A 13,710-nucleotide genomic window follows, 5' to 3' on the forward strand; every position below is an offset into this window, starting at 1 on the left:
CAGTAGGTCAGGGGTTGGAGGCCAGTTTGTCCAGGCGTACACGGATGGCCATTTTGTGTGCTTCCAGTTGCTCGGCTTCGGCCATGCGCTCGACCACGGGGCCGAGGGCGCGGATGCCGGCTGCGCTTACTTCCTGGAAGGTGATATACTTCATAAAGCTTTCGAGCGACACGCCGGCAAAGGCGCGCGCAAAGCCATTGGTCGGCAGGGTGTGGTTGGTGCCGGAGGCATAGTCGCCCATGGCCTCGGGGGTATAGTTGCCAATGAACACCGAGCCGGCATTGATCACCGCGCCGGCTACGGCGTCGGCCCGTGCAATGTTGAGAATGAGGTGCTCGGGCGCATAGGTGTTGACGAAGTCGAGGGCCTGCTGGCGGTCGGCCAGCACCACGGCCCGGCTGTTGGCCAGCGCCTTGCGGGCGATGTCGCGGCGGGGCAGTTGGGTCAGTTGCCTTTCTATTTCAGCTTCGACCGGCGCGAGCAGACGGGCGTCGTTCAGTACGAGCATCACCTGGCTGTCTTCGCCGTGTTCGGCTTGCGAAAGCAGGTCTGCGGCCACGAAGGCCGGCTCGGCGGTTTCGTCGGCCATGACCAGTACTTCCGAAGGGCCGGCGGGCATGTCGATGGCCAGTCCTTCTTCCTGCACCAGCTGTTTGGCTTTGGTAACGTACTGGTTTCCGGGACCGAAGATCTTATATACCTTCGGTACGCTCGGCGTGCCGTAGGCCATGGCGGCGATGGCTTGTGCACCGCCTACCTTGCAGATGCGTTTAATGCCGACGTGCGCGGCCGCAAAGAGTATGGCCGGGTTGATGGCACCGGTCTTGTCCGGCGGCGAGCAAAGTACTATTTCGCGGCAGCCGGCCAGGCGCGCCGGGATGCCCAGCATCAGTACCGTCGAGAACAGCGGTGCCGATCCGCCCGGTATATAGATGCCCACCTTGTCGATGGCGACACCCTTGCGCCAGCAGTGTACCCCCGGCGTGGTCTCGACCTTCAACACATCGCGGCGTTGGGCGGCGTGGAATTTTTCAATATTGGCGGCGGCCGTGCGGATAGCGTCTTTCAGGGCTTCGGGCAGTGCGCGGCCGGCGGCTTCGATCTCGGCCGCACCAACCTCCAGGGATGCGAGCTGTACCTTGTCATATTGGGCTGTCAGCTCGAGCAGCGCTTCGTCGCCGGATTTACGCACGCGGTTCAATACGTTGCGTACGGAGCTTTCCAGGAACTCGAGCTCGAGCTGAGGACGCTGGCAAAGCTCGGCCCAGGTGTCGGGAGTGGGGTTGGTATACGTCTTCATACAATCATCTTTTCGATCGGTACCACCAAGATGCCTTCGGCGCCAAACTCGCGCAGTTGGTCGATCCGCTCCCAGAAATCATTTTCGTCTACGACGGAATGCAGCGAGCTCCAGCCCGCACGCGTTAGCGGAATGATGGTAGGGCTCTTCATGCCCGGTATCACCTGGGTGATCTTTTCGATCGACTCGTTGGGGCAGTTCAATAATATATATTTGCTGTTCTTGGCTTTCTTCACCGCTTCGATGCGGAACAACAGCTTGTCGAGGATCTTTTGTTTTTCGGGCGACAGCGTCGGGCTCGCGATGATCACCGCTTCGGACTGCATGACGATCTCCACTTCCTGCAGACCGTTGCTGAGCAGCGTGCTGCCCGTGCTGACGATATCGCAGATGGCGTCGGCCAGGCCGATGCCCGGTGCAATTTCTACCGAGCCGCTGATCTCATGAATGCCCGCTTCCACGTTGTGCTTGGCCAGGAAGCCTTTGACGATGTTGGGGTAGGAGGTAGCGATGTTTTTGCCTTGCAGCCACTGCACGCCGGTATAATTTTCGCCCCGGGGCACCGCCATCGATAAGCGGCATTTGGAAAAGTCCAGACGCTTGATCAGGCGATTGTCTTTTTTCTTTTCGGCAAATACATTCTCGCCGACGATGCCGATGTCGGCCACCTGGTCTTCGACATATTGCGGAATGTCGTCGTCGCGGAGAAAGAGTACCTCTACCGGGAAGTTACGAGCCTGCGTTTTCAGCTGGTCTTTGCCGTTGCTGATGGAGAGGCCGCTCTCTTTGAGCAGCTCCAGCGAGCCTTCTTGCAGGCGTCCGGATTTTTGAATGGCGATGCGAAGTAGCGTATTCATACGTGTTAGTAAATAAAAAAGGCTTGTCACATCGTGACAAGCCTTGTATCTTTTGTATTCTTAGATAATCACTAATAGGCCATGCCACGCACCGTGTGGAGTACATGATGGTGGTGGTGGAAGCCGATGGTGATCGTGTTAATCATAATATTGTGATGCGAATAACACGAATAGAGTTGATAAGTCAAAGCCGTGCCGCAAATTTTTTGAGCCTTACAAGTGTTGTATGCGTATACAGCGTCCTGGCAAAGCCTGCCTGCCGTTAGGCAGGGTCTTCCTGGTGCTTGTTTGGTAGCCCCATGGGCAGGTTTGTCCGCTGGCCGGTTGGCTGAAGTTTACAGATTTTGATTAACATTGGCGACTGCTACAAAGAGCAGTCTATATTAGAGACTATGAGACAGTTTGTTTGGTGTGTTTGGGGAGTTTGGTTACTGGCAGGGTGCAGCGACAGCCGCGAGACGCGCATGCAGCGGCACCTGCTGCAGGGCAACGAGATGGTGACGCTGCAGAACATGGAAGAGGCCGAACGTCATTTTCGCGAGGCTGTCAAATTAGATTCGTGTTATGCCGATGCCTGGAATAACCTGGGCAGCCTGTATTACCAACAACGAAAATATACCGAAGCGCTCGACGCCTATGATGAGGCGCTGCGCTGCCGTCCGGGCTACTGGGAGGCATACCTGAACCGAGCCAACGCGGCCTATGAAGTGCAGGAATATTATCGCGCGTTAGAAGATCTGTCGCATGTCGAGCGGGTAAAGCCCGACACCGTGGCACTACACGTCGTACGGGGATTGATCTATACCAAGTTGCGGAAGTTCGATGACGCCATGAGGTCGTTCCGGCGTGCGCGTGCGCTCGATGCGCAGGATGTAGAGATCCAGGTGAACCTCGGCACGTTGTATTACTACAAGAAAGAATATGACAGCGCCGGCCAGATCTTTGATGCCGTGCTGGCAGTAAAACCCCAGGAAGCCAACGTCTTCAACGCCCAGGCCATGGTGGCCGCCGACCAGGGCCGCTACGACGAAGCCAGGGGATTGGTGGAGAAAGCCCTGCGGCTGAAGGCTGACGACGCCTATTTTCTCAACAACCGCGGCTATATATTGCTCATGACCGGCGATCTCGAAGCCGGCCGCGCCGACATCGACGCCAGCATCGGCATCGACCCCTATAACGGCTGGGCCTATCGCAACAAAGGCATTTACTTCCTGCTTAAAAAGCAACCCGCCGACGCATTACGGTTGCTGGAGCGGGCGGTGAAAGCCGATCCCTTCATCGAAAAGGTGCACTATTATTTAGGCGAAGCCTATCACCAACAAGGCAACACCGGCGCTGCGTGCAAAGAATACAGGCAGGCGGCCGAACGCGGTGAATTGCCAGGAGGTACGCTGCCGGATTACTGTAAGACGAAATGAACTTCGATCACTTTCTGAACGACCTTCGCACGCGGCTACAGCTACCGTTACCGGGTCATGCCGCGCACGACCTGATGAAGGCCGAGCCCATCGGCCACTGGCGTCCCAAACTGGACCACAGCAACCCGGCGCGACCGGGGGCGGTGCTGATCCTGCTGTATCCGGAAGCCGGCATTGTAAAGCTGCCGCTGATCAAACGGGCAACGTATGCCGGCGCGCACAGCGGGCAGATCAGCCTGCCGGGTGGCAAGGCCGAGGCGGGGGAGACGGCCGTAGACACGGCGTTGCGCGAGGCCGAGGAGGAGATAGGGCTGGACCGCAGCCGGGTAGAGGTATTGGGGATGCTGACGGAGTTGTTTGTGATCGCCAGCAACTTCACGGTAACACCCGTCGTGGCGGCCATGCACGGGCCGATTGTGTTCAAGCCGGATCCGTATGAAACGGCCGGGATGATCTATGGCGACTTATTTGATCTGTTGCGGGAAGAATCGGTGCTGAAAAAGGAGATATTAGCAGCCGGGCAATATCGCATGATGGCGCCGCATTTCGAGATTGAAGGAGAGGTTGTCTGGGGCGCGACGGCGATGATGCTGAATGAATTGCGCGTTATTTTGAAGGATGTGAGCCGGGATTAGATAATGAATGGAGAGCGCCGGCAAGCTTCGCAACTTTCATTTTACTATACTCATACTAAGCTTACAATAAGGTATCCATATGTTTGCTATAAGCATGCTATATGCATGCCTATAAGTATGCTATATGCATACCCCGGTTCTGTGGCAGAAAGACCAGCGTTGCGCGCCAGATGTGCCGCGCAATGTAAAAAACAGAATATGCAGACGGTGTTGCCTTGCGGCACACCATCTGCATATAATCATTAACCTATTCCTAGTATCTATATTAGCGGGCGGTTGCCGGCATCGTAGTTTTAAAGGTGATCTTACGGGTTTCCTCGGCCAAGAGATCTTTCAGGTTGTCCTCTTCGTCAGAAGTCTTGGCCTTCATTCGTGGGGCGTCGACTTTCTCGGCAAAGAGGTCAGAGAAGAACCAGATGGAACCGGCCAGCATGGTGCTGATCAGTATGCTGGCAGCCATGCCCGACATTGGCAGTTGCCAGGCCTTATAATATAACAGGTTGGTAGCCAGTGATCCGACTGCGTAGATCTTCGAGGGAAGACGCTTGCCGTTCAGGATAAACATCAGGATAGCCGACTCGATGGCAATGGCAAAGACGTGCACCCAGTTCGGGGCTGTAATGTTCTGGCCATTCACTTCGAAGCTAAGGTCAAACACTCTCACTGTTTCAAAGAGGTGCATCGTATGCACTACCTGCGATGTAATGACCGCCAACAGGGTCAAAAACACGAAGGCTTCGGATCGTAAAAACTCAACCGTTTTTTTCATGGTAGTAATAGATAAAGTATAGGTTCTGGGGTTCAACTCACTTCGTCACACAAGATTAACAGCATTTCTCGGGGGTGTATAATGACTCTCCCAAGGCAACATGCAGATGTAAGTTTACTCGTCGAAAATGAAGGATTTTGTGAGTAGAAAAATGGCGGATCTGTCTGCGTTGTCGCCTAACACCTTCGTTTTGCCGGCGAATGGTAATACCGGTGTTTTATTGACATTTAAATAGGGGAAATGCGGTTCCGAACGCCTGAAATGTTCGTCGGGTTATTGACGAATATGCCGTTCAAAGCGTAATAGTTTCTTCTGTCATTACACAAACCTGGGGCAGGAGCCCCATTTTTTCGACCCTGCGGTCGGCCGTAGCCGGAAAATTAAGGTGTAAGAAAGTCTCTCATTTCGTGACAACATTGACAGCCGGGATCAGATAAAATCTATGTCGACATTCAGGGGGTAGCGCATGAGGTAACGCAAGGCCTGGTGTACGGTCAGGTCTTCAAAAAGCACCTGATACAGCGTGTTGGTGATGGGGGCCCGCACTTTGTAGTAGTCGGCACATTTCTTCACGATGCGGATGGTGTTGATACCCTCGGCCACCTCGTCCGTTGTCGCCAGGATCTCCTGCAGCGTTTCGCCTTTGGCCAGGCGCGAGCCGATGGAGAAGTTACGGCTCAACGAGCTGTTGCAGGTGGTGACCAGGTCGCCCACACCGGCCACTCCCAAAAAGGCCTTGGTGTTGCCACCCAGGGCACGGCCCAGGTAGATCATCTCCACCATGCCGCGGCTGATGAGCAGCCCTTTGGCATTCTCGCCATAGCCCAGGCCGCTCAGGGCGCCGGCAGCAATGGCGATGATATTCTTTAACACACCGGCAAGTTCTACGCCCACGGTGTCGTTGTTTCCATATACCTGGAAGTGGTCGTTGCGCAGCATGCGTTTGCCCAGCGAGATCACTTCGTTGAAGTGGCTGGCAATAACGGTCGCGGCAGGGTGGCCCGCGGCCAGTTCTTTCGACAGGTTTGGTCCTGCCAGGCAGCCCACCCGCACGGCCACGCTTTCTTCCATGATCACTTCGCTCATGGTCTTTACCTGGCTGCGGTTCAGCTTGGCGGTATTCTCAATGCTCTGCCCATCGGGCAGCGTCAGGTCAAAGCCCTTGGTGCCGTGGATCAGAATATGATACGGATGCAGGTGCGGCGACAGCTGGCGAATGACCGACCGGAAGTGCTGCGACGGAACGATGGGAAAGATCACATCACACGTGTTGGCGATTTCGGCCAGGTCGCTGGTAGCGCGCACGTTGGCGAGCATGGTATGCCCGCGGTTTTCACGATGGGTGTTGATATGCTCCACGGCCTGGGGATCGCGGGCATAGAGCAGCACCGGGCGGTGTTGTGCCAACAGGTTGGCCACCACACTACCAAAGTTGCCGGCGCCGATCACGCCAACCGGTTTATCGTCAGATAAACTTTTCGAGGTCATAGCCAACAAGCCGGTTGTGATAATAATACAGGGTGTTAAAGTCTTTGGTAATGACGTTGCCCTCTTTGTTGAGCAACAGCGGCCGCTTCAGGTGGAAGATTCCGACATTGTCGAGGCCGTGGCGGATCACCAGGTCGATATTGCCCTTCAGGTGGGTGGCATGGTATACCTTGCCCTCAGCCTTCAGTGCATAGATCTGTTTGCGCACGCGCTTGCAGGCCTCGCGGAATTCTTCATAGCGTATGACCTGGTCCTCTTCCGGCAGGCGCAGCAAGCCGAACAGGTCGAGCTTGGCGTGCATCTTCTGCCACATCTCGAATGCCACGAAGGCTACCAGGTGGCTGGCGAACACGCGGTTGATACGGTGATACTCCGACACGATCTTCTGGCTGAGCATGCGGGTATATTCGTCTTCGCGTTGTTTGTCGATCGTGATCTGATTGTCGCTGACAAAGTAGTCGCGCGTGTCGATCACACGGCCCTGCGCGTCAAGGCTGTTGCCGTTGTCGTCTACGTAGTTGCCGATGATGTCGAGGCCGCGGCCGATCGACACCGAAATGTTCGAGCCCTTGGTAAAGAATTTAAAAAGGAACTGCAGCAACTGCCAGCTGCCATACTTGTCTTGCTCGGGCAGGTAACGCTCCTGGCCTTTTACCGACAGGTAGTCGTCGATCAGGTCGGGCGCTTCGAGCACGAAGTGGTAGTTCAGCGTGACCGGTACGATAAAGATCTTACGAACGTCTTCGCCCGGCGGTGTTTCCATATAGAGGCTGCGTTGCGCTTCGACGGTCGAGCTCAGCAAGCCCAGCTTCAATTGTTTTTCCAGCATGCCCGAGCGTGAACGGGTGCCTCCCGGGAAGAACAGGCTGTGCGCACCTTTCTGGATGGCAAGCGTCGAGTAGAGCTTGAGCGTTTCCAGGTAGGGCAGGTTCTTCTTACGCCGGTCGACCTTGTACGCCCCCAGGCTGTTCATGAAGTATGCAAAGATCTTGATGTTGAACAGGTTCAGTCCGGCGCCATAAATAAAGGCGGGCAGACCGAGCGAGTGGATCACCCAGCCGATGAGGATAGAGTCCAGGTTGCTAAAGTGCGTGGGCACCATGATGACAGTGCCTTTGGAAGCCAGGTTGCGCAGGTGCTTTACCTTGCCCACAATGTGAATCTTGTCGCGCAGCGTATAGCGGTTGCGGAAGAAGGCCCCGAATTTTTTTACACGGGCGCCGTTCAGCAGGCGCGCGAACCAGAACTTGACGACCTCGCGGGTGACCTTATACGAGCTGGCCTTGAAGTTGCCGGCAATTTCTTCGGCATAGCGCATCACGATGCGGCGCAGCAGTTCTTCGGCTTTGGGCTGCGCCTCTTCGGGCGGTTTGGCGTCGAGGCCCACGAGCTCGTCTTTGACAGAAGCCCAGAAGCGGGGCTCGTCTACAGGGTCTACACGCCAGCGGTTGCGCTTCATGCGCTGCTGCTCGCGGTACACGGTGGTCTGGAGCTCGTCGAGCAGCTGTTTGGTGGTAGGACGCAATTCCTTGATCTGGGCGATAGACTTCTGGGCCACGCTTTCGATAAACTCCTTGCGGTTCTTGCTCAACTGGTATACCGGCCAATCGGGTATATCCTCCAGGATGGGCTTGTATTTCTTATTCTTATTTTTCTTTTCTACGACTTCCATCGGGGGTGCAAAATAAGTGAAAAGTTCGAGTTGTTGGAACCCCGGGGGGAGGGGATGGTTTTAGCCAATAGCTTGCAGCCGGGTACGGAAACTCGCGTTCATGGCGGCAAAACGGGCCAGCGTGTCCTGTATAAAGGCCTCATCCACCAGCGTATACAGGTCCGACTCCTGCAGGATATCGTATTCGGCCACCTTGAAGGTCTGCTCCAAAAGGCCGCTCTCAAACTTGATCAGGTACCGGTTATTCCAGGAAAAGATGGTGATTTTGCAATCAGGGTGTGGAATTTCGCCTACTACACGCATGGGTCTTACGGATGTTTTATCGGTATGTGGGCCTTTGGCCCGATTGTTTCGGGAGCTGTTGTTTAACGATAAACCTAAAACTTTGAAACCCGAACTTCAAAGTAAATGTTAAATTGGAAAAAAATATGCCATGCAAAGATACAGCATTTTGTGGGCGGACGATGAGATAGACTTGTTGAAACCGCATATCCTTTTCTTAGAACAGCGTGGCTACGACATCACCCCGGTGAACAATGCTACCGACGCCGTAGAGAAGTGTGATGAGAAGCATTTTGACGTCGTATTCCTGGACGAGCACATGCCGGGCATGTCGGGCCTCGAGGCCCTGGCCCAGATAAAGACCAATAAGCCCAACCTCCCCGTGGTGATGATCACCAAAAACGAAGAGGAGCATATCATGGAAGAGGCGATCGGCTCCAAGATCGCCGATTATCTGATAAAACCCCTGAATCCCAGCCAGATACTGCTGTCGGTCAAAAAGATCCTGGACAACAAACGCCTCGTGATCGAGAAGACCAACCTGAACTACCAGCAGGAGTTTCGCAAGATCAGCATGGCCTTTATGGATGACATGAACCACGAACAGTGGGCCGACATCTATAAGAAGCTGGTGCACTGGGAGCTGCAAATGGACCAGCCCGACAACCAGGAGATGGGCGATGTGCTGGACATGCAGAAGACCGAAGCCAATGCCAACTTCGCCAGGTTCGTCATTCGCCAGTATGAGTCGTGGCTGAACGATACCAAGGCCGAGAAGCCGGTATTGTCGCACCAGCTCATGAAGCGCAAGATTTTCCCGGAGCTGGGCAACAAGCCGGTGTTTATGGTGCTGATCGACAATCTGCGCATAGACCAATGGAAGGTGATCGAGCCGGTCATTGCCGAGTATTTTAATATCGAGAAAGAAGAGCATTATTATTCCATCCTGCCCACCACGACAGGCTATGCCCGGAATGCGATCTTTTCCGGCCAGATGCCCTCGGAGATGGCCAAGACCAACCCTGACCTGTGGGTAGGCGACGACGAGGAGGAGGGGAAGAACAATTTTGAGCAGGAGTTCCTGGCCAAGCAATTACGCCGGAACAACCTGAATATCAAGATGTCCTACCACAAGATCAAAAACATGGAGGAGGGCCGCAGCCTGGCCGACACGGTCAACAATCTCTTCCAGAACGACCTGAACGTGATCGTGTACAACTTTGTGGATATGCTCTCGCACGCCCGCACCGACATGGCCATGATCCGCGAGCTGGCACCCGACGAATCGGCCTACCGGTCCATCACCAAGTCCTGGTTATTACATTCGCCTTTGCTGGACATCCTCAAGAAGATCGCCGAACGCGATGTGAAAGTGGTCATTACCACCGACCACGGCACCATCCGCGTAAAGCGGCCTTTCAAGATCATTGGCGACCGCACGGTGAACACCAATTTGCGCTATAAACAAGGCAAGAACCTGGGCTTTGACGGCGACAAGGTGATGCACGTCACACGGCCGGAAAAGCTCTTTCTGCCAAAACTGAATGTTTCTACATCGTATGTCTTTGCGACCGAAGACCAGTTCTTTGCATACCCCAACAACTATAATTATTACGTTAATTTCTATAAAGACACCTTCCAGCACGGGGGAATAAGCCTGGAAGAGATGATCATTCCTGTAATTTTCTTAACTTCGAAGAATGTGTGATGACCGGAGGGGGTAAGGTTTACCGCCACGTAGACCGGGAAGCATTGAAAGATGTCGGCGCGGCGATCGCCCGGCAAATGGAGCATGTACCGGTCTGGCTGTTTTATGGCGAAATGGGGGCGGGGAAGACCACCCTTATAAAAGAGGTGTGCCGGGCACTCGGGGTGGAAGATGCGATGAGCAGTCCGAGCTTTTCGATCGTCAACGAATACGCTGCCGGCATCGGCGTGGAAAAGGTCTTCCATTTTGACTTTTACAGGATCCGAAATGAAGCAGAAGCTTTTGATATTGGCGCGGAAGAATACTTTTATTCGGGCTATCCCTGTTTGGTGGAGTGGCCCGAAAAGATACCCGGCCTGATACCCCCAAAAGCAGCCTCCGTAACCCTCTCCATTGATAACGAAACACAACGTACTATAGCGATTTCTATACATGACCGAGAAGAAGAAAACGGGCTTTGAAGCGCTTGCCAAGAGCAGCCTGGTTCCGCAGGAGCAGACGCTGGAAGTCCGGAAGCGCAGACACGCTTTTTTTATTGGCCTGCCCAAAGAAATATCTTTACAAGAGAACCGTATTAGCCTGACGCCCGATGCCGTGGCATTGTTGGTTGCCAACGGGCACGATGTGTGGGTTGAAACCAAAGCCGGTCTCGGGTCAAAATTCACCGACAAACAGTATAGCGACGCCGGTGCAAAGATCGTCTATTCGCCGCAGGAAGTATACCAGGCCGATGTCATTCTCAAGATCGAGCCGCCTACCTCCGAGGAGATCGAGCTGATGCACGCCGGCCAGACATTGATCTCGGCACTACAGCTCGGGCACCTGCGGGTGGAAAGTCTGCAAGGTCTCCTGAAAAAGAAAGTAACGGCGCTGGCGTACGAATTTATCGAAGACAAGGTAGGGGGCATGCCCATCATCCGCGCCATGAGCGAGATCGCCGGCAGCACGGTCATGCTCATCGCCTCCGAATACCTTAGCACCAACAACAACGGCAAAGGCATTATCCTGGGGGGCATCACCGGCGTGCCGCCCACCAAGGTACTGATCATCGGCGCCGGCACCGTGGCCGAATACGCCGCCCGCGCCGCCCTGGGACTCGGTGCGGAAGTACAGATCTACGACAACCATCTCTACAAGCTGCGCCGCATCAAACACCTGCTGGGCCAGCAAGTATATACCTCTACGATCGATACGTATACGTTGGGAGACGCCCTGAAGACAGCCGACGTTGTGATCGGCGCCCTGCGCGCAGAAAAAGGCCGCGCCCGGCAAGTCATCACCGAAGAAATGGTGAGCCGCATGAAGTCCGACTCCCTGATCATCGACCTGAGCATCGATCAGGGAGGGTGCATCGAGACTTCTGAGATCACCACGTTGAGCAAACCGGTATTCCGAAAGCACGATGTAATTCACTATTGTGTTCCCAACGTAGCGTCACGCGTAGCCCACACGGCCACCAACGCGCTGAGCAATATCTTTACGCCTACCATTTTGCGCGCAGCCGAGGAAGGCGGCGTGGAGGCCATGATCTTCTCGCACAAATGGTTCATGAAAGGTGTGTACACCTATAAAGGCGGTCTGACAAACGAAAACGTAGCCCGTAAGTTCGGGTTGAAGTACAAGAACATCGAGCTGTTAATGGCCGCGCGATTTTAACGTCAGCGGCCTATAAAACAAAGAAGGGTGTCTATACAGGCACCCTTCTTTGTGAAATGCCTATTCGTTTATTCCAATTCTTTCAATGCGTTGTTCAGGGCTTCCTGCAGGTCGGCCTGGGGCAACGACGACTTCAATCCACTCGTCAGGAAGTTCGGCACTTTCTCGCCACGGGCGATCTTGTTCTTGATCTCTGTGATCATCTCGATCGTGCTTTCCTTACCTTCGAATGCCTGGTAGCTCTTCACCTTCTCCTCCAATACGTCCCACGAGCTGATCTTCTTTACTTGCTCCACGCGGGTGGCTACGGCCTTCTCGCGGGCCTGTGTACGTTGCTCGATGCACTGGTTGTATTCATCGATGATCGCGTCCAGGTCTTTCTTGGACAGCATGCCGTTCTCGACTTTGGCCGATACCTCTTCGCAATCGTCCAGGAAGCGGGTCATGATCTTTTTAAAGCTCAGGTTGGGGATCTCGGTGCTTTCACCGTCTTTTTTCATCAGGAAGCGGCCGTCGTACGACGTCTGGTTTTCCATCTGGAAAGCGTACAGGGTAGCATAGCCGTCTTTCAACACCTTCATAAAGGTGTAGCCTTGGGGGCCCTTTACCGGGCGATAGGTGTCACCTTTGAAGGTGTAGTATTTCACTTGCAGCAGGGGTACAGTGGTTTTCTTTTTGTCGGGACCTGTCACCTGTATTTTTTTGTCGGGGCCAAAGGCCAGGGGTTTGAGGGTACCGGTAAGGGTTTCTCCTTTGATGGTCACGACATGGTCGTCCTGGGCGGACAAAAACAGGGACGAAAGCATTAAAAGGAAGAAGAGTACGATGTGGATAATGCCAAATTTGTTCATGTGTAGGTTGTTCTGACTTCGAAAGATAGAACGAATTCGGGAAATTACTATTGCCCGGACCGGAGGGCGCCACATTGCAAAAACACATTTCTTAAACGTTATTGCGGCCGAAATGACGACACACTGTTATGGTCAATTATAACCCGAAAACCTGGTTTAAGCTCATTATTCACTCTTACAGCCGGCATGTACTGAAAACCATGCTGCCGGCCCTGCTGTTCCTGACCGGCTTCGCAAGCCTGGTGTGTTACGCCATTTTGGATCATTTCGATCTGAAAGCCAGCCAGTTCCCCGGCACTCCGGCCGTCCATTCACTGTTGGGTATCGTGTTGGGTCTGTTCCTGGTGTTCCGCACCAATTCGGCCTACGACCGCTGGTGGGACGGGCGCCGTATGTGGGGTGGGATCGTAAACAGCACCCGCAACCTGGCGCTGAAGCTCAACGCCTACCTGCCGAAAGAAGAGCACGACGAGCGGGCCTGGTTTGCCAAGATGATCCCCAACTTTGTCTTTGCCATGAAAGAGAACCTGCGGCAGGGCGTGCAATTTGCCGAGCTGGAAGAGGCCGATGACCGCCTGATCCCCGAACTGAAAAAGTTCAAGCATAAACCCAATGGCATCTCGGGCATGTTGTATACCCGTATCAATACACTCTATAAAAACGACAAGCTCACGGGCGATCATCTCATCAACCTGGACAAAGAGCTCAAAGACTTTATTGACCTGATGGGCGGTTGCGAGCGTATCAAGAACACACCGATACCGTACTCGTATTCGATGTTCATCAAGAAATTTATTTTTATATACCTCATCACGCTGCCGTTTGGTTTTGTCACAACGCTGGGGTATGTCACCATTCCTACCGTGATGCTCGTGTCCTATGTATTGCTGAGTGTCGAGCTGATTGCCGAGGAGATTGAAGATCCCTTTGGACGGGACGTCAACGACCTGCCGACCGATGAGCTGGCCAAGCGCATCCGCGATAACATACGGGAAATATTGTTATAATCTTTTTAATAAGATCAGCCATATCCTTACGCAGCACAGGCACGCGTTACACCTATACATGATTTAG

General features: G+C 54.1%; 13 protein-coding genes. 6 read left to right on the forward strand and 7 right to left on the reverse strand.

The genetic code is table 11. The features are described 5' to 3' along the window. Positions 1-7: 7 nt before the first annotated feature. Positions 8-1,300 (reverse strand): histidinol dehydrogenase, encoded by a 1,293-nt coding sequence (gene hisD, locus KK078_RS00935; RefSeq protein ID WP_254088348.1) that lies wholly within the window; start codon positions 1,298-1,300, stop codon positions 8-10. Next, positions 1,297-2,157, reverse strand: coding sequence for an ATP phosphoribosyltransferase (hisG, locus tag KK078_RS00940; RefSeq protein WP_254088349.1), 861 nt, complete (start codon positions 2,155-2,157; stop codon positions 1,297-1,299). Before hisG ends, hisD begins: the two co-directional genes overlap by 4 nt. Positions 2,158-2,549: 392 nt before the next feature. Here hisG and KK078_RS00945 point away from each other — a divergent pair, with 392 nt between their 5' ends. Continuing rightward, positions 2,550-3,575, forward strand: coding sequence for a tetratricopeptide repeat protein (locus tag KK078_RS00945; protein WP_254088350.1), 1,026 nt, complete (start codon positions 2,550-2,552; stop codon positions 3,573-3,575). Next, positions 3,572-4,210: an NUDIX hydrolase gene (locus KK078_RS00950; protein WP_254088351.1), complete on the forward strand. Its 639-nt coding sequence runs from the start codon at positions 3,572-3,574 to the stop codon at positions 4,208-4,210. The genes KK078_RS00945 and KK078_RS00950 overlap by 4 nt, the downstream gene beginning before the upstream one ends. 265 nt (positions 4,211-4,475) lie before the next feature. Here KK078_RS00950 and KK078_RS00955 read toward each other — a convergent pair whose 3' ends face one another. The 4 genes from KK078_RS00955 to KK078_RS00970 all read right to left on the reverse strand — a co-directional run bounded on the left by KK078_RS00955 (position 4,476) and on the right by KK078_RS00970 (position 8,442). Then, positions 4,476-4,979 carry a hypothetical protein gene (locus KK078_RS00955; protein ID WP_254088352.1) on the reverse strand — a complete coding sequence of 168 codons (504 nt, stop codon included), beginning with the start codon at positions 4,977-4,979 and terminating at the stop codon, positions 4,476-4,478. A 429-nt stretch (positions 4,980-5,408) separates the two neighbouring features. Further along, positions 5,409-6,467 (reverse strand): NAD(P)H-dependent glycerol-3-phosphate dehydrogenase, encoded by a 1,059-nt coding sequence (locus KK078_RS00960; protein ID WP_254088353.1) that lies wholly within the window; start codon positions 6,465-6,467, stop codon positions 5,409-5,411. Next, on the reverse strand, positions 6,445-8,139 hold the full coding sequence (locus KK078_RS00965; protein ID WP_254088354.1) for a 1-acyl-sn-glycerol-3-phosphate acyltransferase: 1,695 nt from the start codon (positions 8,137-8,139) through the stop codon (positions 6,445-6,447). The genes KK078_RS00960 and KK078_RS00965 overlap by 23 nt, the downstream gene beginning before the upstream one ends. A gap of 60 nt (positions 8,140-8,199) precedes the next feature. Further along, positions 8,200-8,442 carry a hypothetical protein gene (locus tag KK078_RS00970; protein ID WP_254088355.1) on the reverse strand — a complete coding sequence of 81 codons (243 nt, stop codon included), beginning with the start codon at positions 8,440-8,442 and terminating at the stop codon, positions 8,200-8,202. Between the two features lie 130 nt (positions 8,443-8,572). Between KK078_RS00970 and porX the strand changes: the two genes are divergently transcribed. From porX to KK078_RS00985, 3 genes are read left to right on the forward strand one after another with little or no spacing between them, the layout of a single operon-like run. Next, positions 8,573-10,129: a T9SS response regulator signal transducer PorX gene (porX, locus tag KK078_RS00975; RefSeq protein ID WP_254088356.1), complete on the forward strand. Its 1,557-nt coding sequence runs from the start codon at positions 8,573-8,575 to the stop codon at positions 10,127-10,129. A 44-nt stretch (positions 10,130-10,173) separates the two neighbouring features. Continuing rightward, positions 10,174-10,590 carry a tRNA (adenosine(37)-N6)-threonylcarbamoyltransferase complex ATPase subunit type 1 TsaE gene (gene tsaE, locus KK078_RS00980; RefSeq protein ID WP_254088357.1) on the forward strand — a complete coding sequence of 139 codons (417 nt, stop codon included), beginning with the start codon at positions 10,174-10,176 and terminating at the stop codon, positions 10,588-10,590. Beyond that, positions 10,562-11,785, forward strand: a complete 1,224-nt coding sequence (locus KK078_RS00985) for an alanine dehydrogenase (protein ID WP_254088358.1) — start codon at positions 10,562-10,564, stop codon at positions 11,783-11,785. The genes tsaE and KK078_RS00985 overlap by 29 nt, the downstream gene beginning before the upstream one ends. Positions 11,786-11,853: 68 nt before the next feature. On the opposite strand, the gene KK078_RS00990 is transcribed toward KK078_RS00985, so the two are convergent. Further along, the gene (locus tag KK078_RS00990) at positions 11,854-12,636 is read right to left on the reverse strand and encodes a hypothetical protein (RefSeq protein WP_254088359.1); all 783 of its coding nucleotides are present in this window, start codon (positions 12,634-12,636) and stop codon (positions 11,854-11,856) included. Between the two features lie 128 nt (positions 12,637-12,764). Here KK078_RS00990 and KK078_RS00995 point away from each other — a divergent pair, with 128 nt between their 5' ends. After that, positions 12,765-13,643 (forward strand): bestrophin family protein, encoded by an 879-nt coding sequence (locus KK078_RS00995; protein ID WP_254088360.1) that lies wholly within the window; start codon positions 12,765-12,767, stop codon positions 13,641-13,643. The last annotated feature ends 67 nt before the right edge of the window (positions 13,644-13,710 follow it).

This window comes from Dawidia soli, assembly GCF_018598185.1.
In the GTDB taxonomy this organism is placed as follows: Bacteria; Bacteroidota; Bacteroidia; order Cytophagales; family Cyclobacteriaceae; genus Ohtaekwangia; species Ohtaekwangia soli.

Bases quoted from the DNA above. Each gene is read 5' to 3' on its own strand.
- hisD (WP_254088348.1), bottom strand. From the start codon at position 1,300: ATGAAGACGTATACCAACCCCACTCCCGACACCTGGGCCGAGCTTTGC.
- hisG (WP_254088349.1), bottom strand. From the start codon at position 2,157: ATGAATACGCTACTTCGCATCGCCATTCAAAAATCCGGACGCCTGCAA.
- KK078_RS00945 (WP_254088350.1), top strand. From the start codon at position 2,550: ATGAGACAGTTTGTTTGGTGTGTTTGGGGAGTTTGGTTACTGGCAGGG.
- KK078_RS00950 (WP_254088351.1), top strand. From the start codon at position 3,572: ATGAACTTCGATCACTTTCTGAACGACCTTCGCACGCGGCTACAGCTA.
- KK078_RS00955 (WP_254088352.1), bottom strand. From the start codon at position 4,979: ATGAAAAAAACGGTTGAGTTTTTACGATCCGAAGCCTTCGTGTTTTTG.
- KK078_RS00960 (WP_254088353.1), bottom strand. From the start codon at position 6,467: ATGACCTCGAAAAGTTTATCTGACGATAAACCGGTTGGCGTGATCGGC.
- KK078_RS00965 (WP_254088354.1), bottom strand. From the start codon at position 8,139: ATGGAAGTCGTAGAAAAGAAAAATAAGAATAAGAAATACAAGCCCATC.
- KK078_RS00970 (WP_254088355.1), bottom strand. From the start codon at position 8,442: ATGCGTGTAGTAGGCGAAATTCCACACCCTGATTGCAAAATCACCATC.
- porX (WP_254088356.1), top strand. From the start codon at position 8,573: ATGCAAAGATACAGCATTTTGTGGGCGGACGATGAGATAGACTTGTTG.
- KK078_RS00985 (WP_254088358.1), top strand. From the start codon at position 10,562: ATGACCGAGAAGAAGAAAACGGGCTTTGAAGCGCTTGCCAAGAGCAGC.
- KK078_RS00990 (WP_254088359.1), bottom strand. From the start codon at position 12,636: ATGAACAAATTTGGCATTATCCACATCGTACTCTTCTTCCTTTTAATG.
- KK078_RS00995 (WP_254088360.1), top strand. From the start codon at position 12,765: ATGGTCAATTATAACCCGAAAACCTGGTTTAAGCTCATTATTCACTCT.